Raw genomic sequence first — 25,697 nt, forward strand, 5'->3', positions numbered from 1 at the left:
GGCTGCGGAAGTTTGTATTCAAAGCCGGGATTGCGGCAGTCCTAAGCCTTGCTGCGATGTCGACCGCTGCGCAGTCGCAGGTTCCCTCCACTTATGCGATCTATCTGCAAAAGCTAGCTGATCCGCAGGACAGCAGTGAAATTTTAATTCATCCTGATAAAGACCAAGACCTTTATCAGGATGTTTTTGACCCACCGCAAAATGGGGAATGCCCTGCCGTGGTAGCGATTGCTGCCCGCGGTAGTGAGCAGAATTCTAAAATTCGACCTACTCGATATCACCCAGAATCTCCTTGGACCTCCAATGGATTTGAAGCTGAAAATATTAGGGCATTTTTTGCACGTTTGGAGCAATACCACCTGGAGACAACCGGAACTTCAATAATGAAGAATGTGTATGTTCTGGGACTGGAGGATGAAGGCTATCCAGCATCTATGCCCTTAGATAGGCCTGGAAGCACCGCATTGGAGTTTAGTAAATCTTTATCTAGCGGGCGGGCGAGCGTAATTTCTACCATTGATCAATTTGAGTCTGAGACAGGTTGCCGTTCGCAGTATTTACTAGTTGGATATTCCCAAGGTTCTTTGGTCATTGAGGGCCAAGAAGCAGAATTAACGAAGCGCGGACAGTTTGTAGGATCCCTCTATATTGCAAACCCAGCGCTTCAACCCGGAGATCCTAGTGTGGTGGGGCACCAGCCGATTCGTGGCGGCCTAATCAGTTCTAGCAATGCCACTCCAGAAAATGAGAAGCGTATCAATTATTGCTTGCCTCAAGATCTGGTCTGTGACCGGGCAATAAATAATTTTGTTGAAACAGGATCATCCATGGCGCAATCGTTGTTTAACACTGGAATTGCCTTGGATAGCTGGGAACACCTGAAGTATTTTATCCAGGAAAAACCCTGGGATGAAGAGGTGTTTGTGAAGGTCGGATCATGGATTAGCGAATCTGAGACAAAAACTTAGCTAAATCAAAGGTAATCCATAGTGAGTTTCAATTAAGCTCATATCGCGGCTTTAACAAAGGGAAGAAATTGAGATGGAGAACGGGATGTTTTTTAAAAAGGCATTATGCGTAGGGGCAATCTCAATTCTTAGCATCCTCGGAGGAACCAGCCAGGCCTTTGCAAGTGATGAAGATCTATTGGACCGCATCATAGATCCCCATGACAACAGCTACATTCCCATCACACCAGAGAAAGATCCGGAACTTTATAATCAGGTTTTTGATCCTCCCCAGGTGGGTGAGTGCCCATCCGTTGTTGCTATTGCCGCTCGTGGCAGTGAACAAAATTCACAATTTCGTCCCACCCGCTACAGCCCAGAGTCTCCGTGGACCTCCAACGGCTTTGAGGAAAGAAATATCAAAGCCTTTTTTGCTCGGATGGAGCAACTGCAGCTGGAAACCACTGGTACTTCGGTGATGAAGGATGTTTATGTACTTGGACTCACCAATTCCGAATATTCCGCTTCCTTTCCTTTATCCTCCGAGGGAAGTAGCGCGATTTCAGTTAGCAACTCTGTTTCAAGTGGCCGACAAAATGTCATTTCTGCCATCGATCGATTTGAAGGAGAAACTGGGTGTACTCCAGATTATCTCCTCGTTGGTTTCTCCCAGGGGGTGTTGGTGCTAGATGGACAGGAACAAGAACTTATTGCTCGCGATCAATATCTGGGATCGCTTTTTGTTGCGAACCCCGCTTTGCAAAGTGATGATCCAACAGTGATTGGGCACCAACCAACAACTGGAGGGCTCTTAAGTTCCATGGAAGATCCCACAACTGGTACTCCTAAGATCAATTACTGTCTTCCGGGTGACATTGTTTGTGATCGTAGTTTTGAGCAATTTTCTGCAAGTGGATCCTCCCTCGTGAGTGCACAATTAAGCACCGGAAATTCCCGAAATGGCAGAACTCATTTGCAGTATTTTGCCCAAGAACATTCTTGGGATGAGCAGATCTTCGCCGAGGTCGGTTCGTGGATTAAAGGGGCTGCGGCCTAGGGCTTAGTGTATTTATTGTGAGCGCCAGTGGGGTGAAACATTATACTTCCTTCTCATGACCTCACAGGCGAGCACAAAGGCACCGCGCCGGCATCGAATCGGCATCATGGGTGGAACCTTTGATCCCATCCACCACGGCCACTTGGTGGCAGGCTCTGAAGTAGCAGACCAGTTCAATTTAGATTTGGTGGTGTACGTTCCCACTGGGCAACCGTGGCAAAAAGCAGATAAAAAAGTAAGTCCTGCCGAAGACCGCTATTTAATGACAGTTATTGCGACTGCCTCGAATCCGCGTTTTACCGTTTCCCGTGTGGATATTGATCGCGGTGGCGATACCTACACCATCGATACGCTGCAGGATCTGCGCAAACAATATCCCGATGCGCAGTTATTCTTTATTACTGGTGCTGATGCACTCGCACAGATTGTTACCTGGCGGGATTGGGAAAAGACCTTTGAGTTGGCTGACTTTGTGGGCGTGACCAGACCTGGCTATGAACTTGATGCCAATATCATTCCTGAGGTGCATAAAGACCGAGTATCGCTAATTGATATTCCGGCCATGGCTATTTCTTCCACCGACTGTCGCGAGCGCGCTAGTGAAGATCGACCAGTGTGGTATTTGGTCCCAGATGGGGTGGTGCAGTACATCGCCAAGCGACAGCTCTATCGCCCCGAAGGCTCGGATCAGGATATGGATCCCACCGGAAACGAAAGTTAAAACCTGGGTTTTGCAGGGGTGGGGATCGTCGAAAAGTTTCAACTTCTGCGGAAAAGTAGGTGATTGGGCCTGCTTCATGGAAAACTGGGAGGAGTTGACGCCAGGAATCTCTCCTTGACGTCGGTTCTTCCTGCTCGGGAAGAGCTAAATGAGCAGTTTTAAGGAATTTTGTGTCTGCACTAAATGAGTCAATTCGCATCGCGTCCATCGCGGCTAAAGCAGCGGATGAGAAGAACGCCGATGACATTGCAGTTATCGATGTTTCCGACATGATCGCAATCACCGATTGCTTCGTGTTGGCATCCGCTGATAACGAGCGCCAGGTCGGCGCCATCGTTGAAGAAATCGAAACCGAAATGACCGCGGCTGGTTTTGAACCAAAGCGCCGTGAAGGCAACCGCGAGAACCGCTGGGTGCTGCTGGATTATGGCATCGTGGTTGTCCACGTTCAGCGTCAGGCTGAGCGTGAGTTCTATGGCCTTGATCGCCTCTACCGCGACTGCCCGCTCATTGAGGTTGAAGGCCTTGAGACCATGAAGCGTGAGGCTTCTTGGTCTGATGAGGCTGATGTGCGTAGCATTTCTTCCATTGATGAGCTGCCACCGCTGCCAGCTGAGTATGAGCCTGGCTACGAAGAAGACTAAGGACTAACAGCGCATGACTCGCCGCCTGATTTTGCTCCGCCATGGGCAAACAGAATATAACGCCACCTCCCGCATGCAGGGACAACTGGACACAGATTTGTCCGAACTGGGGATTCTGCAGGCGCAGCGGGCTGCTGCTGTCCTGGCACAGCAAAGCATCACCCATATCTTCAGCTCGGATCTCACCCGCGCTTATGAAACGGCTAAAGCCGTCGGGGCGCTTATCGACGCTGAGGTGGGCGTCGATAAGCGTCTGCGGGAGACGCACCTGGGTGAGTGGCAAGCACACACCCACTCCGAGATCGATGCGGCTTATCCGGGCGCGCGCGCCCAGTGGCGGCACAACCCGCAATGGGCGCCGCCAGGTGGCGAGTCACGCATTGAGGTAGCGCGCCGGGCTCGTCAATTTGTTGATGAGATTATGGTTACCCTCGATGATTGGAATGATGGCACCGTATTGATTGTCGCCCATGGCGGCACAATTAATGCTCTGACCTCTAATCTTTTGGATTTGGACTATAGCCAGTACCCGATGTTTTCGGGGTTAGGCAATACCTGTTGGGCACAGCTCACCGCGCGTCCGCGCTACTATGCAGGTAGTGAAAATCCTGAAGAGGATCTCAAAAACACTCAGGTTCATACCGCTGGACCTAGCTTTGACCGCAATAATGTGGACAATGCACAGTGGTATTTGGATGGGTGGAATATGGGCGTCAACGGATAAAAGTGTTTTTAAAAGAGGAGGTCAGTGGCCATGCCAGTGCGGGTAGTTATTGATTCCTCGGCGTGTTTGCCCCCTGAAGTGGCGAAAGATTTAGATATCAGCGTCATTAATTTGCATGTGATGCAAGATGGTGAAGATCGCACCACCTCGGGACTGTCCTCCTTGGAATTGGCTGCTGCCTATGCGCGTCAATTAGAACGCGGCGGTGATGAGGGCGTTTTGGCCCTGCATATTTCCAAGGAGCTTTCTTCCACCTGGTCAGCCGCGGTAACAGCTGCTGCTGTCTTTGATGAGGGTGCTGTGCGCGTGGTCGATACCTCCTCGCTTGGAATGGCGGTGGGAGCGGCCGCGATGGCTGCGGCCAAGCTAGCCAAAGACGGCGCTTCCCTAGAGGAGTGTTATGACATTGCCGTTGATACTTTGCGCCGTTCCGAGACCTGGATTTATTTGCATCGCATTGATGAGATCCGCAAGTCAGGCCGTATTTCTGCGGCAACTGCTGTAGTGTCCACTGCACTTGCAACCCGCCCTATTATGCGGGTCCACGATGGCCGGATGGAGATCGCAGCCAAAACTCGCACCCAGTCCAAGGCCTTTGCCAAATTGGTGGAGATGGCTCAGATCCGAGCTGAGGGACAGCCTGTTTTTGTGGCTATCACCCAAAATGAAGCCCGTGAAGCAGCTAAGCAATTAGAGGCATTATTGCAGGTCAGCCTGCCAGAAGGCTCTAGTTTTATGTTTGTGGATGTTGATCCCACCTTGGCCGTTCATGCAGGCCCTGGCGCGGTATCAGTTTCTGCCGTGTTTAGCAATGAGGCGCCGGAGTTATCCACAGTTAAACCTCCTGTGAAGTAGTTTTCCACAGTAGGGCCGTCCTGGTTTTTCAGCGCTCACGCGCAGGTGGTTTAGCCTGCAGGCATGAAAACCGATGTTCTAGCTCGTTTAAAGGATTTAACCAGGCCCACTGGTACCGAAGACCTCCTACGTGTGGAGTATCCCCGGCCACGGTTTCACATTTCCCTCAAACATGCCGTTATCGCTGCCATTGCTGTGGTCATACTTGGTGTGGGGTGGCTGGTTTATCACAAAGAAGCTGCCACTCCACCTAGCGTGAGCACGCTGGTGGCATCAAGCGCAGCGACTTCGTCTGAGTTGAGTACCGAGATTGTGGTCTCTGTAGTGGGGCATGTTTCCAATCCTGGCCTTGTCACCTTAAAAGAAGGCGACCGTGTGGCTGATGCTTTGGCAGCTGCCGGCGCCTTTCCTGATGCTGATGTAGCTGCCTTAAATTTGGCGCAGGTTTTAAGCGATGGCACCCAAATTAATGTGCTGGCTATTGGACAAGCACCACCTCCTGACGCGAACGGTGCTGGTGGCGTAGGCAGTGAGGCTGGCACGGGGCTGATCTCGCTGAATTCAGCCACCATTGCTGATCTCATCACCCTTCCCGGGGTGGGAGAGAAAACGGCGCAGGCCATTATTGACTACCGCGATGCTCAGGGAGGGTTTGGAGCAGTTGATGAACTGCTCGGAGTTAAAGGCATTGGCCAAGCCAAATTTGAGCAAATTAAACCGGCGGTAAGCCTATGAGGGAGCTTCGGCTTTTACCCGCAGCGGTACTTTTATGGCTGGTGGTAATGAGCCTTATTCTCACTGAAAGCTGGCCGATTCCCGTGGGGCTTGTGCTAGTAGGCGTTCTTTTGGCGATGGTGCTCAAAGAGTGGGGTCAGGCGCTGCTAGTGGGAGCCTTGACGGCGGTGGGCGGATTGATGGCATGGCTGCGACTGAGCACTGCCAAAGCCTTCACACTTTCCCAACCTGTGCATGGCACCGTAACTTCGACCAAGAAATTGGACTCAGGTGCACAACTAATCAATGTGCAGGTGCCAGGGTATCCGGTTGACTTACCCGTTTTTCTGCACAGCGAGCAAGAGGTGCAGCCGAACACCTTGATTAGTGTGGCTGGAAAAATTGAGGCTGACACTCGAGTGGGCATTGGGGAATTCATCATGAGTGCTCAATCAGTGGAGGAGATCGCGCCTCCGCGGGGATATGCGGCTTGGGTTAACAATGTACGCGATAATTTTCAAACATCAGTAGTGGACACCGTGGGGGAGTCCTCCCAAGGATTAATCCCAGGTATGGTGCTGGGAGACAAACGCCTCCAAGATGTGGGCGAAACCCAGCTTTATATCGATACTGGCCTTTCACATTTATCCGCAGTTAGCGGCAGTAATGTAGCTATCTTGGTCAGCTCTGTGGTGGTGGTTTTGTACTTCTTTACCTTCGGCCCGCGGGTGCGGGTAATAGTGGCGCTGCTGGTGCTTGGGGTTTATCTACTGCTCGTAGGCGGAGAACCAAGTGTTTTGCGGGCTGCTGCCACCGGCATGGTGAGCCTATTGGCAGTGCTTAATTCCTCCCGCATTGAACCAATACACGGGCTCAGCTTGGCAATGATTTTCCTGCTCTTGTGGGATTCCGATCTGGCCATTCACTTTGGTTTTATTTTGTCGGTAACCGCCACTGCCGGAATTATCTTGTTCTTTCCGCTGCTCTATAAGGCCTGCGCGAAGTTCCCTGGGCCAGATATTCTTATCCGCGCAATTGCGGTGGCCATAGCTGCGGATCTGGTTACCTTGCCAATTATTGCGTTGATGTCGGGCAAGGTTTCCATGGTTGCAGTTCTAGCCAATGTCCTGGTTGATGCAGCTGTTGCTCCCGTAACACTCATTGGGCTGATTGCCGTTGTGTTATCACTGCTGCCAGGGTCTTTGGAGTTTTTTGCGCTGAAACTTATTGAACCCTTTACCTGGTGGATTTTTCAGGTTGCCACGCGGTGCCAACAATTACCGCGCTCCACCCTGGAGGTTCCAGCAGGATGGTTGGGCATAGCGTGGGTTTTGTGCGCAGCCTTGTGGATCATCGTGGCTCTTCACTATGGGTTAGCCAAGATAGTGGCCGTGGCCTATCTAGTACTCTGCACGCTGGGATTATGGGGAAATAGGGCGCCGCCTCAGGTGGACCCCAGCCAGTTGCAATATGTGGTTATTGACCATGAATCAGAAATCTCCCAGGTACCCGCCGGGACGGAACTCATCATCGTGACAGATCCTGCCGGCAGGGCTGCGCAGCGGCCAATTATCACTCCCGATGGTGTGCCGGTGTTGTATCCGCAGCGCGATGGGGAAGTGACTTTGCATGTGGATGGCTCACAACATGCTAGCGACGGGCGTTTTTAAGGTGCACTATGGCACGATAGATGGTGTGTCACCAGCAATCACCTCACCTCGTCCCATGGTTCATCTCATCCTCGGTGATGATGAATTTCTTGCAGAACGCGCGCGCCTAAAAATCGTTGCGGAAATCCGCGAGAGCTCTGCTAATGCTGAGGCAATTCAGGTCACCACCATGAAAGCTGGTGAGGTAACCAAAGGTGAGTTGCTGGATCTTCTAAGCCCTTCACTTTTTGCCGAAGACCGCCTGGTTGTGCTGACCAATATGGATCAAGCTGGCCAAGAAGCAGCTGATTTAGTGCTCGCCGCAGCCCTAGACCCAGCACCGGGAATTTATATGGTGATTGTGCATTCTGGCGGTGGCCGTACCAAAGCCATGGTGAAAAAGCTGGAAAAAATCAGCACCGTGCATGAGGCCTTTAAGCTCAAAGATCGCGAGCGCCCGTCCTGGGTGCAGCAAGAGTTTAGAAACCACAATGTCAAGGTCACCCCTGATGTGGTGCATGCACTGCTCGAAGGCGTGGGTTCTGATCTGCGTGAACTTGCCTCGGCAGTAGACCAGTTGGTGGCAGATACCGGTGGAGATGTCACTGTGGCCAAGGTGCGTGCCTATTATGTGGGTGTTGCAGAGGTCTCTGGCTTTGATGTGGCAGATCTTGCCTGCGCAGGCCAGCTCTCAAAAGCAGTTGCCAGCACCCGGCGTGCTTTGCAATTGGGCACTAGTCCAGTTGCTCTAGCCGCAGCACTCAGCATGAAAGTAGGACAGATCGCAAGGCTCTATTCCACCCGCGGGCGCATTAATAGCAATCAGCTCGCCGGGGAATTGGGCATGCCGCCGTTTGTCGTGGAAAAAGTGGCTAAACAAGCACGTCAATGGTCAGGAGACGCGGTCAGTGATGCCGTGATTTTGATGGCTGATCTCGATGCAGCAGTTAAAGGCCAAAACGGCGATGCCGAGTTTGCCATTGAGTCAGCGGTGCGTCGAATAGCAGAATTGGCGCGCAAGTAGGCCACCTGGGTGGCCACCTGCCACATGGGTAAGATAGGCCATTATGACGCAATCCCAATTACCAGATGATGTGCAGGAACTTGTAAACAAGATTTTTGGACTGGCACGCGAAGGCGGAGCAGAAGCTGTGCAAACGCTGCAGGCATATATTGAAAATGGAGTGGATGTAAACCTCTCCAATCAAGATGGCAATACCTTGTTGATGTTGGCAGCCTATGCCGGGCATGAAGATGTAGTCCAAACCTTGATCAAACTTGGTGCTGACGTTAACCGCGTTAATGGCCGTAATCAGGCGCCACTGGCGGGAGCCATTTTTAAGAAGGAAGATGGCGTCATCGAGGCATTGTTGGCAGCAGGCGCTGATCCTTTGGCAGGTACCCCCACGGCGGTGGATACTGCGAAAATGTTTGGTCGAGAGGACCTCGTAGCCCGCTTCGGGTCATAGACCCGTGGCATGGACTGCATTTGGCACCCTCATTCTGCTTAATATCGTCGGCAGTTTGTCGCCGGGGCCAGACACCTTCTTCCTCCTGCGCCTGGCCACCCACTCACGCTCTCACGCCATAGCTGGCGTGGCCGGCATCATCACCGGCCTGAGCGTGTGGGTGACACTCACCGTGGTAGGCGCAGCAGCCCTGCTGTCCACCTACCCCTCAATCCTGGGCCTCATCCAACTGGTGGGCGGCAGCTACCTAACCTGGATGGGGTACCGCATGTTGCGCTCAGCGTTACCTGAGCTTTTCGACGCACGCTCCTTCCGGTTTCACGCCGCGGCTCGGCCTATTCCAGATGCCACCGAACTTTTGGGCACTCATGCTCAGGTTTATCGCCAAGGTATTGCCACCAACCTTTCAAACCCCAAGGTGGTGATGTACTTTGCCGCTATTTTGGCGCCTTTAATGCCAGCGCATCCTTCGCCCCTATTGGCGGTGGGCATTGTGGTGGCTATTTTGCTGCAGACCTTCGTGGTGTTTTCCACCATTTGTGTTTTTGTGTCCACAGAGAAGATCCGCAAAGCAGTGCTGCGCAATGGCCCGTGGTTTGATCTGCTTGCCGGTGTCGTCTTTGTTCTGGCTGGCATTGCCCTAATTTATGAAGGTGCGATCCATCTCATCAAATAAAAAATGCGGTGTTCATTTCACATGAAATGAACACCGCATTTTAAGAAGCAAAATTAGCCAAGCTTATTGAAAGCACGTGCCATGTTGGACTTCTTGTTTGCAGCGCTGTTGCGGTGGAAGACACCCTTGGTGACTGCCTTGTCCAGTGCGCGGGATGCAACGCGGAGCTGGGTCTCAGCTGCACCCTTGTCGCCAGCCTCAATGGTGGCGTTGAACTTGCGGATCTCGGTACGAACTGCAGAACGAACAGCCTGGTTACGCAGACGTGCCTTCTCGTTGGTCTTGATACGCTTGATCTGTGACTTGATGTTTGCCATCGAAGTTACCTCTTGAACTTTCTAGTTAAAGTTGTGTACAAACCCATTGCAGATTGTTTCTCCTGCAGATTTTTCTTCTACTTGGCCTGCCGTGCTACGAACCCAAGGTCCTGTTCGTATGTCACCAACAAACTCAAATTCCACAATGGACAACAGCAGTCAACAATAGCAGGTATTGGGGGTAAAACCCAAAACCGCTTAGACCCAACCAAAATCGCTGCGCAGGCGATTAGCCACTCTTTCAAAACGGCTCTTGGGGATAACCGTGCCCTGACGGCGAATTCCCAGTTCAGAGACCTCTAAAACGCGGTCGAGACGAACCCAACTTTGACGTCCGCGAGGATCCCAACCACCGGCTCCAATATCGATCCATGATTCTTCACCGCGGTGCTCTGGATTGCAGGAGACAAGAAGTCCCAAGATAGAACTGCGATTGCGACCAACAACCATCATCGCGCGTTCACGGGGTGGCATTCCTGGGCCTTCAGCTGGCGCCCAAATCCATACCACTTCACCAGGATCTGCTTGGCCATCCATATCGGGCGCATAAAAAAGCATGCGCGCCATGGACTCACTTGGTACAACCGTAATTTCCGTTGCTTCATGGAATATGGTCGCAGCTGCGTCTTTGGATTCACCGGTAGCTGGTGTTGTTTCCCCGATGCCCAAGCCTTCACGAATATGGGCCAAACTATTGTCGACCTGCTTGTGTGGGGGATGGGTGAGAAAACGAACAGCGCGCTTGATCAAGCCAGGCTTGCCTTTTCCCTTGCCTGAAGCTTTGCGTGCGAGCGTGGAGCTCATTGCATCTCACCTTTGATTCGAAGTGGGTCTTCTATCTAAACCCTGTTTTTTCATTTTGGGTTTGTTAAAGGAATATCGCAAGCAATGGCCATTCGTTACCTTTTAGGGGGTGAGTTTAGGGGTAATTTACTTTCCGGAAATGCAATGCTCACCACGACTGCTACGGCTGTTTAACAGCTGGGGAATGCTCAGGTAGAGTAGGACTTCGATATTTAATTGAAGGGACCACTAACGCATATGGCAGAGAAATTTGCAGAAAAGACCTTTACGGATCCGTCACAGATCCGTAACTTCTGCATCATTGCCCACATTGACCACGGTAAATCAACACTCGCCGACCGTATTCTGCAGCTCTCTAATGTTGTAGATGCACGCGATATGCGTGATCAGTACCTGGACAATATGGACATCGAGCGCGAGCGTGGCATCACCATCAAGGCGCAAAATGTTCGCCTGCCTTGGATTCCACGCAGTGGTGAATACGAAGGCCAGGAAATCGTCATGCAAATGATCGATACCCCGGGCCACGTGGACTTCACCTATGAGGTTTCCCGTGCCTTGGAAGCTTGTGAAGGTGCAATTCTGCTCGTCGATGCAGCTCAAGGTATTGAAGCTCAGACCCTGGCTAACCTCTACCTGGCCATGGAAAATGATCTTACGATCATTCCCGTCCTTAACAAGATTGACCTGCCTGCAGCAGATCCTGATAAGTACGCTCTCGAGATCGCCAATATTGTCGGCTGTGAGCCAGAAGATGTTTTGCGCGTATCCGGAAAAACTGGTGTTGGTGTGCCAGAACTGCTGGATAAGGTTGTGGAACTTATTCCTTCTCCTTCCCGCGGCATTTCTGATGATGCACCAGCACGTGCAATGATTTTTGACTCTGTCTATGACACCTACCGTGGCGTGGTCACCTACGTGCGTGTGATGGATGGCCGTTTGACCCCACGTCAAAAGATCAAGATGATGTCTACCGGTGCCACCCACGAATTGCTGGAAATCGGCATCGTGAGCCCCACTCCCAAAAAATGTGATGGCTTAGGTCCTGGCGAGGTTGGATACCTTATTACTGGTGTGAAGGACGTGCGCCAGTCCAAGGTTGGCGATACTGTCACCTCTGCTGTCCATGGTGCCGAAGAAGCACTCAAGGGTTATGAAGATCCCAACCCTATGGTGTACTCCGGTCTCTTCCCAATTTCTCAGGCAGATTTCCCTGATTTGCGTGACGCACTGGAAAAGCTGCAGCTTAATGACGCCTCCTTGACCTATGAGCCAGAGACCTCCGTGGCCTTGGGCTTTGGTTTCCGCTGTGGCTTCTTGGGCTTGCTGCACATGGAAATTACTCGTGACCGCCTCGAGCGCGAATTTGGTCTGGATCTTATTTCGACTGCACCATCGGTGAATTACCGCGTGGTGGATGAAGCGGGCAAGGAATATCGTGTGCACAATCCTTCAGATTGGCCAGGCGGTAAACTGCGTGAGGTCTATGAGCCAATTGTGAAGGTCACCATCATTGTGCCTTCTGAATTTGTTGGTCCCACCATGGAATTGTGTCAGACCAAGCGTGGCCAAATGGGAGGTATGGATTACCTCTCTGAGGATCGCGTGGAACTGCGCTATGTGATGCCATTGGGTGAGATTATCTTTGACTTCTTTGACATGTTGAAGTCTCGCACCAAGGGATATGCCTCCCTGAACTATGAGGAAGCTGGCGAGCAGCAGGCGGATCTGGTTAAGGTTGATATCTTGCTGCAGGGTGAGCCAGTGGATGCATTCTCTGCTATCGTGCACCGTGATAATGCACAGTGGTACGGCAATAAGATGACTGTGAAGTTGAAGTCACTAATTCCACGTCAGCAATTTGAGGTTCCCGTACAGGCAGCTATTGGTGCCAAGGTTATTGCTCGTGAAAATATTCGCGCCCTACGTAAGGACGTTTTGGCCAAGTGCTACGGTGGCGATATTTCCCGTAAGCGCAAACTGTTGGAAAAGCAGAAAGCCGGTAAGAAGCGCATGAAGAATATCGGTTCTGTGGAAGTCCCACAGGAAGCATTCGTCGCAGCGCTGTCCACCGACGAGGCCTAAAAACCTAAAGCCCCGCTGAAATCTTATTTTCAGCGGGGCTTTGCGGCGTCGAAAAGCGCCTTATTGGTCGGTTGTATAAGGCGAAGCCAGATTGTCATTGTGCAGCGGGGTGAACCACCACAGGAAATCATGGTGCAGGATGTGCAAATCCGTGGTGAGGGCTACTGGCTGCTGGCTCTACAAAGCCTTGAGGAACACCAGCTTGTTGAGGTTTTCGCGCCATTTGAGGGGGAGAGGTAGATTGTAGAACTCCCCATAGAAAGTGGCTTGTTCAAAAAGGACATGTAAAGCCAAAGCGTGGGCGACGGTTTTGGGCAAAACGCTCTTGCTAGTCAGGGATTGGGAAACCTCGACCACGCACACCAAAAAGCGGCGCGCGAATTCCAGGTCATAGTGCTCGGCAAAGTGTGCCGGGAGCATGGAGAGCACCTGGGTTTCGGCAATGTCGCGATCGGGATCGCCGAGGATATCCAAATCAAAAAGAGATCATCGGTGAGCATGTGCGAGGTTTGCCATAGCAGGCCAAGCATGACCTCAATGCGCATACGCTCCTCGCTCGCCGCAATGGGGTCTAAAGGCGAAGGGGGTTCTGGCACAGTCCAGCAAAACCGGTGACCATGAGAGCTTTTTCCATGAGTGTATCGACACTAAAAGGTTCTAGATCAGAGCTATTGTCATCAATTGCTGGCTCGATCTCATGGATGGACACTACTTCTGCGGTTTGGCGGGTGACTAGGATTTTGGATCCGACATCTACCCCAAGGTTAGGGTCGAGGGCGAGGACCAAGGCTTCGCAGAAATCTTTGTCGATCTTTTCTTTAAGTGATTCTTCAGTGAGGTGTTCTGGAATGGTTGCAAACTTCTCGGTGACAGCTCGCTTAATCCCCGCCAAGCCTGAGAACTCGACTTCCAGGGTGACCGTTGCGACTGCCCTATAAGTAGGTGTACGAGGATTCATTTTTAAGAATCTAAACCTAAGCATTCAAAAAAGAAATCATAGGGTGGGTAATACTTTCACTCCAATGCAAATTTACTTGCAAGGGGTGTAGTTTCACCAGGAGGCTATCAAAAATATGTGATGGATAACTAAATTTTTGCTAATTGGTTCACGTGGTTTCTTCACCCCTATTTGGGGGACTGTTCGGACGTGACCTGGGGGAATAGCAATCTTGATTTAAGGCTCTACAACAAAGGCGACATTGATGCTGGCAAGTTCGAATTCACCGATGGGAAGTCCAGAGTTCAAAATTTCCTTAGTTACGGCAGGGGAAAGTGGCAAGAGCCAGCCCTGATTTGGATCCAGAGTGGGCGGAGTTGCGGAATCTTTGGTTGGGATAAGGGTGAGGGGCCGACCTTGTTGCGCGCTGAGGCGGGTGGGGGTGAGGTGGTGGGCGGCGTCGAGAAGCGCATGAGCTCCGGTGGCATCAATATTGATGATCACTAAGTCCTCGGCCATATAAACCTTGAGCAGAGCTACCTTAATATCGGTCAAGGTTTTGGGGTAGGCCATAAGCGCTGGTTCTTGGCGGCGAAAACGATCGAGGAAGGACACCCCATAATGTTAACGGAGAAGGGAGTTAATTGGACTTTTCAGAAAGAAGGAAGAACTTAGCGCAGGGAAATTGTAGTACACGACCATTGTCTACTGGCTAAAATAACGTGATTTGGATGTGTAACAACTAGTTCAATAGGTGCCATTTCAAAGCCATTTCTTGTGGAAGCACGAAGCCACCAGTCTTGGACGTGGAGAGAAATTTCAGATTTGTCCAATTTGGAATTTGAGAATCTTCTAAAAAGGTTCCGGTTCGTTTCCGCAACGGGTTGAAATACGTCACCGTTCTTGAATTGGAAATCGGGGTAATACATCTGGGGACCGATTTTGTGGCCAATGATCGAATTGTGGGAGTAAAGATAGCGTATCCATCGTTTTTGTTCAGCCTCATTCTCTTTAACAGTTAAGAGCCGCATCGCCTCAGGTCGATTTACAGTTGAAGTGTTGTCAATAGCGTCAACTATTTTGATGAGATTGAAATCTGCTTGGTAATAAGGCTGCCAAATATGCTCTATTTCCCAATTTTTCGGGAACCCCAGCTCTTGCATACTGATTCCACTTAGGCGTGAAAAGTCACTGATAAGTGAGTTGATAAATATATGCCAGTTGGAGGACGGGTTAATTCGTGCAAGCAGGAAACGAATAACTGAGATCGTCCCGTAAAGTTTCCTAATTGAAATATTGTTCCAATGGGAGAGTTCATCGACATTCTTGCTGGTGGGTTTGGCAAGGAGCTTGTCGAATGTTCGATTCCAGACCCGAGATTGGTGAGCACATACGTCACGAACGTACTTTAGGTGATTGAGCCAATTCGTCAGGGTAGCAGAATCGACATCTTCGTCATTTGTAAGAAGGCCCAATCGAAGTGCGATGAGTTTCCGATCGTTTTCTGGCATCGCTTTAAAGAGTTGATTGAGGATTCCGAACAACATGATCTCTGTGGCAACCCACACAGGAAAATGTGGGCCAAATTTTCGGCGAAAGTGCTGGGCAAATGCTTCCTGAGACCGGTTTTCCGCCTTAAGAAAGTCATGTAGCCATCTCTGATGTTCAGATTTCTCTATGAAATTAGCCCCTGCGGTCCACCGACCAAAATTTTCATCTAGTTCCGTACTGAAAAAATGTGCAAAAGTGTCCCTTCTGCCTAATCGATGACCAATGTGAAACCTCAACGCAACTTCGATTTGGCTAATTCCCTCGAGCAGGACTGACCGCAGTCGTTCATCGAAATCGTAAAGGGATTTAACTTGAGAGAGGGTGGTGCCTGCTTTGAAGTTGTCAGCGGGAGGTGGCTCCTTATAGAAATAGGAATAACCTGAAAGTCGGTAATAGCCAATTTGTCGAAGCAATGCTTCGGCATCTGTTATGTTGCCGACATCTAGCCCACGCTTCCGGAGTGTTTCAACCTGTTCCGGCACAGAAGTAGAAGGCTTAGCATACCGACTACTAGTGTTTGCCATAAAGAAAAAACTAGCCGCCTCTTCATACGAAGAGAACGGCTAGTCATGATGAAAATTAATTTACCTCAGGGGGATTCAATGAGCAAGGGGTGGATTGGATCTGCAGAATAGAGCTGTATTTAGATTCTTAGCTCGTACTTTCTTCTAGCGCCCCTTCCATAGAGGACACCAAAAGGCCGACGCTAAAAGCGCCGGCCTTTATTTTATGCGAATTCTGTCCCTCACTTCGCTCAATCCACTCGACCAGCTCAAGCCGAGGAGTGAAAGAGGAAAGAAGCTAAGAGCTTAGAAGCGGATGTAGTTCTTCAGTTCAGGGAAAGCATTCAGGATCTGCTGTACGAAACCACCGATTGCGCCGGCGATTCCGACCACTGCCAGCAAGGTGGTAGCGAGGGAACCTACAACGCTACCTGCAGCGAAGGTGGTGGAACCCTTGTTATTGGAGGAGGTAGTGCCTTCTTCATCGTCACCTGGAACCTCGCCACCAACAGGTTCGCAATCGCCTTCGATGACCTGAGCGGAGTTCAGTGCCTTGAAGTCATTGGTTGCGGCGTCATCTGCCCACAGGTAGCTGGTCACGGTAGTGGTGGAGCCATCGGTGCACTCGAGCTCAGAGGTGTAGGCTGCAAAACCTTCGTTAGCCCAGTTGCCCAAGTTGGCAGGACGCTCGTAGACTTTGTCATCAGCCTTGGTGAGCTGAGCTCCATCCCAGGTCAGAATCTCGGACATGCCTTCGCAGTCTTCATCGCAGATAACGCTGAGCTTCTTGGAATCGGCATTGTAGTCAAGTGCCATAACACCTGGGAAGACAGACTCATAGCGCTGTACCAAAACTGGAGCGTCAGCGGCGGTGTTGATAACGAGTACATCGCCGGTCTCTTCTACGCCAACAGCGAAGATGTTTTCTTCGAGCTCCTCGATTGCTTCCAAACCACCATTTGCGTCGGTGACGTTGGCGAACTCAGCCAGGTTCCATTCGTGCAGCGCAACCTGGGTGCCTTCTTTGCCGAGTGGATTGGCAAAACGGAGGATGGAGGGACGGGAAGCGTTCTTGTCAGTGTTGTTGCGCTCGGTAGCCAGGTAAATATCACCGTTGGCTGCTACAGAAATGCCCTCTGCATCCAGGGTGCCGGTTCCCTCTGCGTAGGTGGTTTGCCACTGGCCCAGCTGGGTGTAGGTGTTGGTTGCAGGATCGAAGCTAAGTGCGTAAATAACGCCACTGCCATTGTTAACTACCCAGGCATTACCTTCGGCATCAAAATCCACACCGGACATATCGCCGGATTCAAATGCGCCACCAAGAGCTACTGCGGAAACCTCAGCCTCGTGGAGTGGGAGCTTTGCATTTGCAACAAGATCGTCTCCATCGTCAGGAGTGTCCGTGCCAGCAATGTTGGCCAGCCCTGGGGTGGATGCACCGGTGGTAGTGAACTCGCCAGTCATATCAGGAACACGGCCGTAGGTGGTATCAGCATGTGCTCCAAGATCTGCCCAGCTGTAGGTGGCTACGTCATTGCCGGCTGCATCGCGCAGGGTAACGGTGTCATCCTTGCCCAGGCCAAAGTGTGCAGCACCGAAGCTATTGCTGGTGGAAATGTCAGCGGTATCTGGGTAGATGAGGAAGTATCCGCCGGACTCGATCTCAGTGCCTGCTGGCAAGACAATTGGGTTCTGGTCATTTTCGTCAACCAGGCTCCAGCCGGAGAGATCAACGGAGTTATTGGTATCGGTGTTGGCAAGTTCTACGAAGTCGCCGACAGCATCGCCATTGGACTCAACCTCATTGATCACGATGGGGGAAGTGGTGACTTCCGCGGCAGTGGAGTTGGCAACAGCAAGATTGCAAAATACTAAGGAAGCCACAACAGGTGTGACAAGGAGAGTGCGCTTATTCACTTCAACCACTTTCACAAAACTTAAGATAACTATGAGGGAACATAAGAAACCTATGTGAGGTGAGTAATGCCTAAATTATCTTCAGGTGAACTCTTGATTAACTCCGCCCGGGCGCTCCGGGTACTCCAGCCTCTAGCTTCCCTCCGGCCCAATTGCAGTAACGGGAGCAGTATCCCCACGCAGAAGGTTTTCAATTTGGTGGGATGCCTCCAACACCACATCCCAACGGAATGCTGGTGACAACGGCTGCGTGGACAAATAGCTATTGCTCCAGGTGGTATTGCCCGTGCGCGCCGGGAGGTCAAGCCGAGCCAAAGCGATATACGCGGCCGCTTCAGATTCCTGAATTCGCAATTTTCCTGCTGGAACGGGAGTAGTGGTCCATACTTGTGCCACATATCCGCAGAAAATTTCTGCTACACAGCGCACAATTTCTGGAACCTGATTCTCGCCAATGCTTTCAGAAATCTGAATGTGATACCAACAGTCTTTCTCGCTCATCATTGGAATCGGTTTCTCGCCCTTTACCGGCGTATATACCTGCGTACACATGCCTAGTCGGCTTTGAGTATCGCGGGTGACCACGGCGCCAATCTTCCACAGATTGCCGAACATCTCTACAGCACGTTGTGCACGCCCGGGTCCAGTGAATTCCTTATATATAAGGTTAGGTTCCGTTACCGAGCCAATCCGCCGGCGCCACATGGCTTGATTTTCATGGAAACTTGGCGCCGTCGCTTCACTACTGGTGGGTGCCACATCAGTATGGCGATAAAAAATCTCAATTTCCGGAATCGCGATCAGCAGCGGGTGCGCATCCTCGGTGGGCTGGAACCCAAAAGACCGCCATTCGGCGTCGCTGCGCACATCGAGGTCAGCAATTAAGGTGCTCAGCGCATCAAAGCTGGGTGTCTGGCTGGCGTGGCTGCTTGTCGACGAACCCCTCGATACTCCTGGAGAATCTGCAAAGTGCAGGGTTTCAAGCAGCTGAATGGCTAGGGAAGCACCTTGTTTAGTGGTGAGGTTGGGCAGTGCTCTTACTGTTTCCACAATAAATTGCTGCACTCGCAAACGAACCGCGGGATCATTTTCCTTGGTGATCCGGTCGATTGTGGTTTCGAAGTCGTTCATTTCGACCCCTGCCTTAGATAGTTCCAGGATTTTCTTGCGCTTAAGCATATGCATTCGAGGGGTCTAGCGGAACAAAAATCCGCCAATTGACCATCCGGCGGGGGTGGAATCCGTCACTTTTTCTAACCACAGTGACTTAGATTTTAGAAAATTTACTGAAGTGGCTTTGAGCTGGGGTGATATCGGGGTGTGAAAGTTGCTACCGCGATTGTTGGGTGACTTTCGATAAAGGGTTGAGTCTAATAATGGGGGCGATCCCACTACTTTCTTAAAGTTCCTGATTGTTTATTTCCAAAAGGTGAATTAAAGTTAACACAAGATGAACAACCAGGGGTCAAAAAATTAACTCCCTCGGACCCAGAAAGGAAAACGACCATGGCTACTAATATCACTTCCATCAGCAGCGCAAAGCACGACAGCCTATGGAGCGTGCGTGAAGACCTTCATGCACGATTTGATGGCCTCGTCGCACCTAACCACGTGGATGCAATTCTTGACTCCGTGGCCGCAGGTCGCGATGCCAAGATCACTATGTTCAGTAAGATCTTTATCGCCCGCGAGGCTACCGCTGCACTGCAGCAGGTTGCTGGCAACGTCAATGCAGATTTGCTTGACTTCATTGCCCTAAACCGTGGCATGGCTGCTTAAAGCCCAAGCTCAAAATAGCCCGGATGTGCACTTTGCACATCCGGGCTATTTTTATGCCTTAATCTTGTTGTTTCGAGGAATCCTCCGTGGTCCAACCATCGGCCCATTCGCCAGTGGTGAAGTCATAGTCCACGTCATTTCCCTCCTCATCGGTGCGTTGATACCACTCAGTGATGTGATCAGCAGTGGAATCAAAATCAGCTCCGGCACCGCGACCTTCTTCAGCAGGCTCCACAGCCAGCTCAAAATCATCGCCATGTTCTTCCAAACCACGTACCACTGCATTAGAAATTGCAGCTCGCGCATAAGTGTGGCGAATCGCCGCGGGGTCAGTGGAAAGATCCTTAATAAAAGCAATGGCCATCACGATCAACACCAAAGCAAATGGAATAGCGATCAAAATGGTGAGGTTCTGCAAGCCCGTTAAGGTGGATTCACCACCAGATAACAGCATGACAATGGCAATGCCCATCATGCACAGCCCCCAGAAGACCACAACCAACTTATTGGGGGCTGGGTTGCCCCGAGAACTCATGGTTCCCATCACTACCGACGCGGAATCGGCGGAGGTAATAAAAAATACCGCCAAAACAAAGATGAGAATAAAAGGTGTCAGCATCTGTAGTGGCAGATTATTGAACATATCAAAGAGCACCTGCTCCTTGGAGGAATTGCCATCAAAACCTGCAACTCCATCCCGGTTCATGCTGATTGCGGTGCCACCAAAAATGGTGAAGGCCAAAATCAGAATGAAGGAGGGAACTGCGATGGTAACCAAGGTGAATTCACGCAGGGTACGGCCCCGGGAGATACGGGCGATAAACATCCCCACAAAAGGAGTCCAGGCAATCCACCACGCCCAATAGAATGCGGTCCAGCTGGCTTGGAAATCTACTGCTTCCTCACCCCAAGAAAGGGATTTACCCGCCATGGAGAGGAATTGATTGCCATATTCCAAAACTCCGGAAGGAATGAGATTAAGCAGGAAAAGTGTGGGGCCACAGATAAAGACGAAGAGGATGAGCCCCAAAGTAAGGGTGATATTTACATTGGAGAGATAACGCACGCCTTTGGAAACACCAGATACAGCAGAGACAATAAAACAGATGGTCAAGACCGCAATGATGATGAGCAAAATGTTATTGCTCATTTCAGAGGCACCAGAGACAATCTCTACACCTTGACCAATCTGAATGGCAGATAAACCTAAAGTGGCAGCAGTGCCAAAGAGGGTGGCGATAATCGCCATAATGTCAATGAGTCGGCCAGCAATACCTTCAGTGCGCTCACCAAAAAGGGATCTAAAGGTGGAACTGATAAGGGTGACTCGGCCGCGTCGATAGCTGGAATAAGCCAAAGCGCCACCGACTAGGGCATATAAACCCCAAGCGCTTAAACCCCAGTGGAAGTGGGATTGCGCCAACGCTTGATGCAGGGACTCCGGGGTGGATCCGGCAACAGTATGTGGCGGTGGGGCGAGGTAGTGCCAAAGTGGCTCGGAAGGACCAAAGAAGAAGATACCGACGCCAATGCCAGCACCAAACATCATGGCGATCCAGGAAAAACGGGAAAATTCGGGCTCGTCATCATCAGTGCCCAATTTGATACGTCCATAGCGGGAAAAACCCACGTAGGCCATGGTGCCTAAGCCAATGAGCATGACAAAGTTAAGCAGCCAACCAGTATTGGTCATGGCCCAGCTAAACATTGAGGATGAAACTGAGGAGACGGACTCGGGGCTGGAAATGCCCCAGATAATAAAGCCCACAATAAGTACGGCAGTGGCACCAAAAACGGTTTTATCAATGCCAAATTTATTTCTTTGATCTTCTACTGAAATACCCGGCACAAGGCCAGGGTGGGTGTCATGCGGATAGTGTGAGCTCTCTTCTTGTCGTTCTTGATTTCCAGGGACGGTGGACACAATAAGTCCTACTCCTTTAAGCGCACAGCATCATGAAAGATGTCGCGGGCCGGGGTTGGGGATGATATTCACAATTAAGCATGGACAATCCAGTATTCCCGCCCAGCTGCAAGAGAGCAAAAGCTAGACTGGCCGGCATGAGTGCAACCTGGTTTAGTTCCGACCTCCACTTGGGCCATAGTTTTGTGGCTTCACTACGTGGTTTTGAGGACCCTGAAGATCATGATGAGGTTATTTTGGGAAACCTGGAGAAACTGCTGCAAGCAGGCGATACCCTGTGGATTCTGGGAGATATTTCCAGCGGAAGTCGCGGCGCTGAAGAGCGCGCGCTAAGCCTCATTGGCAACCGGCTGGGCGGCGTCGAAAAGCATCTTATTGCTGGTAATCATGATTCCTGCCACCCACTTTTCCGTGATGCCTATAAGCGGCAGGCGCGGTTTTTGGAGGTTTTTGACTCGGTGCAGTCGGCGCAGCGGATGAAATGGGAGGGCGAGGATGTGTACTTATCGCATTTTCCGCGCCCGGGGCAGGATCACCAGGGCATGCCCTCGCGTTATGACGAATTAAGGCTTAATGTTCCTTTGTTGATCCATGGTCATCTGCATTCCCAGTTTCCGATGACTGCTCGCGGCCAGGTTGATGTGGGCGTGGAGGCGTGGAATCTGCAGCCCGCTCCGGAGCATTTGGTGCGTCAGCGGCTGTGGGATTCTTTGGAGTTGCCACCCTAAAACGTCCTGGTACGGAGGCTGTTTCACGCACCATCGCAGCCAATTGGCCAATTTCCTCAAGGCTGAGCTCGCGGGAGTCATTAGTGGTGCAATAGTCCAAAAGGGTATAACCAGCTCTTTGCAAACGTAGGTGCTCAGGCCAGATTTCTTGCACCCGTGTGGGGTGGTTGTTGGACAAAGTCTGCGCGGCGCGACGCTCACCCAGCAACTCATACTGCAGGTCACGGCGCTCATTGAGGGCATCTGCAGGTTTTGTCCCGAGCAAACGGCCGAGTAGGGCACCCATCGCCTGGTGCGTGCGGCGACGCAGGCGATCGTGGTGGCGAGCCTCGGTATCGGGTAGGAAGAACCATAGCACTAGCAGCGCAAACACGATGGAAAGCACAACTTCCACGGTGCGTGAAACCATGATGTACTGCAAGGGCTCAGTCACAGCGTTACCCATGAGCAATGCCAGCGGGGTGGTGAAAATAACGGCGAGCGCATAATTGCGGACCACAAAAAATTCCGCGAAGAACTGACACACAGCCAGCGCAATTAACAAGCTAAAGCCATGCACGCCAGCCAGGTGGAATGCAGCATAAAGCAAAATGCCACCCATGGAACCGATCAAACGGTGCAGGCCACGAATCGTGCCCGGAATCTTATCCGGACCCCATTGCAGGGTCAGCAGCGCCGAAACAATTGCCCAGTCAGGGCGCCCCATGCCCAGTGCGATACCGGCCACGCCGCAAAGCAGCGAGGCCATCATTACCTTCAGCGCCGTCTGCGTGGCGTGGCTGTACGGGGAGGCACTGCGGTAAAAGCGATAGCTTATCGACGGGCGGCTGTGCGGGATTGCGGTTCGCGACAAGTCCAGGTAGTTGGGGGTATCCGAAATCTCATCGGATTCCTTGTGCTTGGTGCGCGTATTCAAAATAGCCAACTTGGTATGTGCGCGGTGCACGCGAGCGACCAAATCACTTTGATCCTTGCGGCGCACCCGGCCACCGGACAAAATTCCCGCATCAGACAGTGCAAACCACGCCGTAGACAATGCCGTTTCCGCCTGGTGATTCTTAGCCACGGAAGGTGTGGGGGAATCAGCAAAATCCTTAACGGCCTTTTCCAGCACCTCTACCGCTTGCTGCTCGGGGCGGGGCGGGTTAAGCAACATTGGCAACATACCCAGAGTAAGGCCGGTGGCAGCACCCACCAGAGACCACAGACTTACTTCAATTGGGTTTAGACCAAGCTTTGCCACCATGGTGGAACCACCTGCCACCATGACAATGAAAAAGCTACCGGGTGGGGGCAAGCGCAGCGCATTTTGAATCCACGCGCCGATGGTGGCAATTGCAGTGGTAAACAGCGCAATAATGATCAGCCACCAATGTGAGCCACCCGCATTAATATGCGACCACACAACTTCACCAACGAGTGCTCCCGACAAAGCTCCCGAAGCTAGCAAAATGCCAGCAATGAGCATGACTTGGAAACGCTTGCGATAGGGATGGCCTTCACCATAAATAACAGTGAAGCCACAGGCAGCAATCAGCAGCATTTCCTGTTCATAACCAAAGAGCAGGGCAATGGAGCCAGGGATAAGAAGGGCTAGGGCTGCATGAAGCGCACCGGGCCAACGGGGGCCAGGTGAGTGAAAGGCGATAAAAAGCTTAAGCGGATTGGGCCGTTGTGGTGGTTTTCATAGTGCAGCTGTGTCAATTGTTTACTCTGGGTTTCTCTTCTGGTGCTGTTTTGAGTGTTTGCTCGGGTACTGGAACAAAAAGAAAAACGCCTCAGTGAGTTTCGTTTACGCTCTTTGCGTTTAAGGCTAATTCTATGGCGCAGAAATAGGAAGGTGTTACTTCAACAAGTTAAGTGTGATCAACTATCTTTGCCCTGGAGAAGGTGACTGGGAAGTCACTGCCGGGGTCGGCGCGCAAAACAGCGGCTGATATGACCTGGGATTGGTCATATCAGCCGCTGTCCTTATATAGGAGAAGCTAGTGATTAGTGCTGGAACTGAACTTCTTCAGTAGAACCCTTAAGGGCGGTGGTGGAGGAGTTCGGATCAACGGTGGTGGCGATGGTGTCGAAGTAACCTGCGCCAACCTCGCGCTGGTGCTTAACGGCGGTGAAGCCGCGCTCCTCAGCTGCTGCGAACTCGCGGTTTTGCAGATCGACGAAGGAGGTCATGCCATTGCGGGCATAGCCATAAGCCAGGTCGAACATTGCGTAGTTGAGGGAGTGGAAACCAGCCAAGGTGATGAACTGGAACTTGAAGCCCATGGCACCCAGTTCCTTCTGGAACTTAGCGATCTCATCTGCCTCCAGGTGTGCAGACCAGTTGAAGGAAGGGGAGCAGTTGTAGGACAGAAGCTGATCTGGGAATTCAGAACGCACGCCTTCTGCGAACTTCTTGGCCAGCTCGAGGTCTGGGGTGCCGGTCTCCATCCAGATCATGTCTGCATAAGGAGCATAGGACTTAGCGCGAGCGATGCAAGGCTCCAGACCATTCTTGACGTGATAGTAGCCCTCAGCGGTGCGCTCACCGGTGATGAAAGGCTGATCGCGCTCATCAACATCGGAGGTGATCAAGGTTGCAGCCTCAGCGTCGGTACGAGCGATAACCACGGTTGGGGTGTTAGCAACGTCAGCAGCCAGACGTGCAGAGTTCAGGGTACGGATGTGCTGCTGGGTTGGGATCAACACCTTGCCACCGAGGTGTCCACACTTCTTTTCGGAAGCGAGCTGATCTTCCCAGTGGGTGCCGGCTGCACCTGCGTTGATCATGGCCTTCTGCAGTTCGTAGACGTTGAGTGCGCCACCGAAGCCAGCTTCACCGTCAGCCACGATTGGAACGAGCCAGTTGTCAACGGAATCATCGCCTTCAACGTGAGCGATTTCATCTGCACGTAGCAGTGCGTTGTTGATGCGGCGAACTACGTTAGGAACGGAGTTAGCAGGGTAGAGGGACTGGTCAGGGTAGGTGTGGCCGGAGAGGTTTGCATCGCCAGCGACCTGCCAACCGGAAAGGTAAACAGCCTTGAGACCAGCACGAACCTGCTGCACAGCCTGGTTACCGGTGAGTGCACCAAGAGCGTTGATGTAGCCTTCGCCCTCCTGGGAAACTGCATCCCAGAGGATTTCAGCGCCGCGGCGGGCGAGGGTGTGCTCTTCAACAACAGAGCCCTGAAGTTCTGCTACCTGCTGCGCGGTGTAATCGCGGGTGATGCCGTTCCAGCGTGGATTGTTATCCCAGTCCTGCTGAATTTCCTGTGCGGTGCGTGGCTTTCCTACGTTGGACATCCGAGTCACTTCCTTTAGTGCTAATACGCAATGGGGGCTGCCAGCCTCAGGTGTGAGGTTGAATAAGGAGAAGATCTTTAAGTGATCTGTACCTCGTGCTGTGGTGGCGTGCTTCACACTTTGCGCTATCGGACATGGTGTGGTCAATGGGTTTGGCCTTTTAAGTTTTGCGCGGGGGTGACTACCCCTGTTGTTAAGTTTGCAAACTTATCGTGCTTAAAATTATTCACAAAAAATGTTGAATTCTTCCATGTGCAGTGCAAATGATGGCTGAGGGAAAATACCTGTAAAAACCGCCTCGGTGGGAAAATCTAGAAAATTCTCAATAATGACGGGGTGTGGAGCGGGGGTGAAGTAGCAGTAAAGTTGGCAAAGCTATTGGCTAGGTGACCCCGATCACTTAGT

24 protein-coding genes and 1 pseudogene are annotated in these 25,697 nt (G+C 51.6%); 14 read left to right on the top strand and 11 right to left on the bottom strand.

Annotated features, from left to right (window positions below):
- Nucleotides 1-56 precede the first annotated feature (56 nt).
- The 11 genes from SFC07_RS00665 to SFC07_RS00715 all read left to right on the top strand — a co-directional run bounded on the left by SFC07_RS00665 (nt 57) and on the right by SFC07_RS00715 (nt 9,456).
- A complete protein-coding gene (locus SFC07_RS00665; protein WP_411206304.1) occupies nt 57-968 on the top strand; it encodes a hypothetical protein in 912 nt (303 codons plus the stop codon).
- An 85-nt stretch (nt 969-1,053) separates the two neighbouring features.
- Entirely contained in the window at nt 1,054-2,004 is a 951-nt protein-coding gene (locus SFC07_RS00670) for a hypothetical protein (protein WP_411206305.1), read from the top strand.
- A 55-nt stretch (nt 2,005-2,059) separates the two neighbouring features.
- Nucleotides 2,060-2,725, top strand: coding sequence for a nicotinate-nucleotide adenylyltransferase (gene nadD / locus SFC07_RS00675; protein WP_411206306.1), 666 nt, complete (start codon nt 2,060-2,062; stop codon nt 2,723-2,725).
- 170 nt (nt 2,726-2,895) lie between these two features.
- A complete protein-coding gene (gene rsfS, locus SFC07_RS00680) occupies nt 2,896-3,369 on the top strand; it encodes a ribosome silencing factor (protein ID WP_411206307.1) in 474 nt (157 codons plus the stop codon).
- 13 nt (nt 3,370-3,382) lie between these two features.
- Nucleotides 3,383-4,093 carry a histidine phosphatase family protein gene (locus SFC07_RS00685; protein ID WP_411206308.1) on the top strand — a complete coding sequence of 237 codons (711 nt, stop codon included), beginning with the start codon at nt 3,383-3,385 and terminating at the stop codon, nt 4,091-4,093.
- A 30-nt stretch (nt 4,094-4,123) separates the two neighbouring features.
- The gene (locus tag SFC07_RS00690; RefSeq protein ID WP_411206749.1) at nt 4,124-4,948 is read left to right on the top strand and encodes a DegV family protein; all 825 of its coding nucleotides are present in this window, start codon (nt 4,124-4,126) and stop codon (nt 4,946-4,948) included.
- A 63-nt stretch (nt 4,949-5,011) separates the two neighbouring features.
- Nucleotides 5,012-5,683 (top strand): ComEA family DNA-binding protein, encoded by a 672-nt coding sequence (locus SFC07_RS00695; RefSeq protein ID WP_411206309.1) that lies wholly within the window; start codon nt 5,012-5,014, stop codon nt 5,681-5,683.
- Nucleotides 5,680-7,332 carry a ComEC/Rec2 family competence protein gene (locus SFC07_RS00700; RefSeq protein WP_411206310.1) on the top strand — a complete coding sequence of 551 codons (1,653 nt, stop codon included), beginning with the start codon at nt 5,680-5,682 and terminating at the stop codon, nt 7,330-7,332. Before SFC07_RS00695 ends, SFC07_RS00700 begins: the two co-directional genes overlap by 4 nt.
- A gap of 55 nt (nt 7,333-7,387) precedes the next feature.
- A complete protein-coding gene (holA, locus tag SFC07_RS00705; protein WP_411206750.1) occupies nt 7,388-8,335 on the top strand; it encodes a DNA polymerase III subunit delta in 948 nt (315 codons plus the stop codon).
- 43 nt (nt 8,336-8,378) lie between these two features.
- Nucleotides 8,379-8,780, top strand: coding sequence for an ankyrin repeat domain-containing protein (locus SFC07_RS00710; RefSeq protein ID WP_411206311.1), 402 nt, complete (start codon nt 8,379-8,381; stop codon nt 8,778-8,780).
- A 4-nt stretch (nt 8,781-8,784) separates the two neighbouring features.
- Nucleotides 8,785-9,456, top strand: coding sequence for a LysE family translocator (locus SFC07_RS00715; protein ID WP_411206312.1), 672 nt, complete (start codon nt 8,785-8,787; stop codon nt 9,454-9,456).
- A gap of 53 nt (nt 9,457-9,509) precedes the next feature.
- On the opposite strand, the gene rpsT is transcribed toward SFC07_RS00715, so the two are convergent.
- Together rpsT and SFC07_RS00725 are read right to left on the bottom strand one after the other, a co-directional pair.
- Complete coding sequence (rpsT, locus tag SFC07_RS00720) at nt 9,510-9,773, bottom strand: 30S ribosomal protein S20 (RefSeq protein WP_411206313.1); 264 nt, start codon at nt 9,771-9,773, stop codon at nt 9,510-9,512.
- Between the two features lie 198 nt (nt 9,774-9,971).
- Nucleotides 9,972-10,577, bottom strand: coding sequence for a type II toxin-antitoxin system PemK/MazF family toxin (locus SFC07_RS00725; RefSeq protein WP_411206314.1), 606 nt, complete (start codon nt 10,575-10,577; stop codon nt 9,972-9,974).
- Between the two features lie 237 nt (nt 10,578-10,814).
- Here SFC07_RS00725 and lepA point away from each other — a divergent pair, with 237 nt between their 5' ends.
- Complete coding sequence (lepA, locus tag SFC07_RS00730) at nt 10,815-12,662, top strand: translation elongation factor 4 (RefSeq protein WP_411206315.1); 1,848 nt, start codon at nt 10,815-10,817, stop codon at nt 12,660-12,662.
- Nucleotides 12,663-12,839: 177 nt separating this feature from the next.
- Here the strand turns inward: lepA and SFC07_RS00735 are convergent, their stop codons facing one another.
- The 6 genes from SFC07_RS00735 to SFC07_RS00760 form a co-directional block, all read right to left on the bottom strand.
- On the bottom strand, nt 12,840-13,136 hold the full coding sequence (locus SFC07_RS00735) for a hypothetical protein (RefSeq protein WP_411206316.1): 297 nt from the start codon (nt 13,134-13,136) through the stop codon (nt 12,840-12,842).
- A 97-nt stretch (nt 13,137-13,233) separates the two neighbouring features.
- Entirely contained in the window at nt 13,234-13,620 is a 387-nt protein-coding gene (locus SFC07_RS00740) for a hypothetical protein (RefSeq protein ID WP_411206317.1), read from the bottom strand.
- Between the two features lie 216 nt (nt 13,621-13,836).
- Nucleotides 13,837-14,214 (bottom strand): hypothetical protein, encoded by a 378-nt coding sequence (locus tag SFC07_RS00745; RefSeq protein WP_411206318.1) that lies wholly within the window; start codon nt 14,212-14,214, stop codon nt 13,837-13,839.
- A gap of 56 nt (nt 14,215-14,270) precedes the next feature.
- A complete protein-coding gene (locus SFC07_RS00750; RefSeq protein ID WP_411206319.1) occupies nt 14,271-15,674 on the bottom strand; it encodes an Abi family protein in 1,404 nt (467 codons plus the stop codon).
- Nucleotides 15,675-15,959: 285 nt separating this feature from the next.
- Nucleotides 15,960-17,570: a lamin tail domain-containing protein gene (locus SFC07_RS00755; RefSeq protein ID WP_411206320.1), complete on the bottom strand. Its 1,611-nt coding sequence runs from the start codon at nt 17,568-17,570 to the stop codon at nt 15,960-15,962.
- Nucleotides 17,571-17,702: 132 nt separating this feature from the next.
- Complete coding sequence (locus SFC07_RS00760; protein WP_411206321.1) at nt 17,703-18,701, bottom strand: hypothetical protein; 999 nt, start codon at nt 18,699-18,701, stop codon at nt 17,703-17,705.
- Between the two features lie 375 nt (nt 18,702-19,076).
- Here SFC07_RS00760 and SFC07_RS00765 point away from each other — a divergent pair, with 375 nt between their 5' ends.
- The gene (locus SFC07_RS00765) at nt 19,077-19,349 is read left to right on the top strand and encodes a three-helix bundle dimerization domain-containing protein (RefSeq protein WP_411206322.1); all 273 of its coding nucleotides are present in this window, start codon (nt 19,077-19,079) and stop codon (nt 19,347-19,349) included.
- Between the two features lie 58 nt (nt 19,350-19,407).
- Here SFC07_RS00765 and SFC07_RS00770 read toward each other — a convergent pair whose 3' ends face one another.
- Nucleotides 19,408-21,273: a BCCT family transporter gene (locus SFC07_RS00770; protein WP_411206323.1), complete on the bottom strand. Its 1,866-nt coding sequence runs from the start codon at nt 21,271-21,273 to the stop codon at nt 19,408-19,410.
- An 80-nt stretch (nt 21,274-21,353) separates the two neighbouring features.
- Between SFC07_RS00770 and SFC07_RS00775 the strand changes: the two genes are divergently transcribed.
- Complete coding sequence (locus SFC07_RS00775; RefSeq protein WP_411206324.1) at nt 21,354-22,001, top strand: metallophosphoesterase; 648 nt, start codon at nt 21,354-21,356, stop codon at nt 21,999-22,001.
- 367 nt (nt 22,002-22,368) lie between these two features.
- On the opposite strand, the pseudogene SFC07_RS00780 reads toward SFC07_RS00775, so the two are convergent.
- Both SFC07_RS00780 and aceA read right to left on the bottom strand, forming a co-directional pair.
- A pseudogene (locus SFC07_RS00780) lies at nt 22,369-23,544 on the bottom strand (FUSC family protein); the annotation flags it as partial.
- 449 nt (nt 23,545-23,993) lie between these two features.
- Nucleotides 23,994-25,292, bottom strand: a complete 1,299-nt coding sequence (gene aceA / locus SFC07_RS00785; RefSeq protein WP_411206325.1) for an isocitrate lyase — start codon at nt 25,290-25,292, stop codon at nt 23,994-23,996.
- Nucleotides 25,293-25,697 lie beyond the last annotated feature (405 nt).

Origin of the sequence: Corynebacterium callunae, assembly GCF_046592015.1 — a bacterium.
In the GTDB taxonomy this organism is placed as follows: Bacteria; Actinomycetota; Actinomycetes; order Mycobacteriales; family Mycobacteriaceae; genus Corynebacterium; species Corynebacterium callunae_A.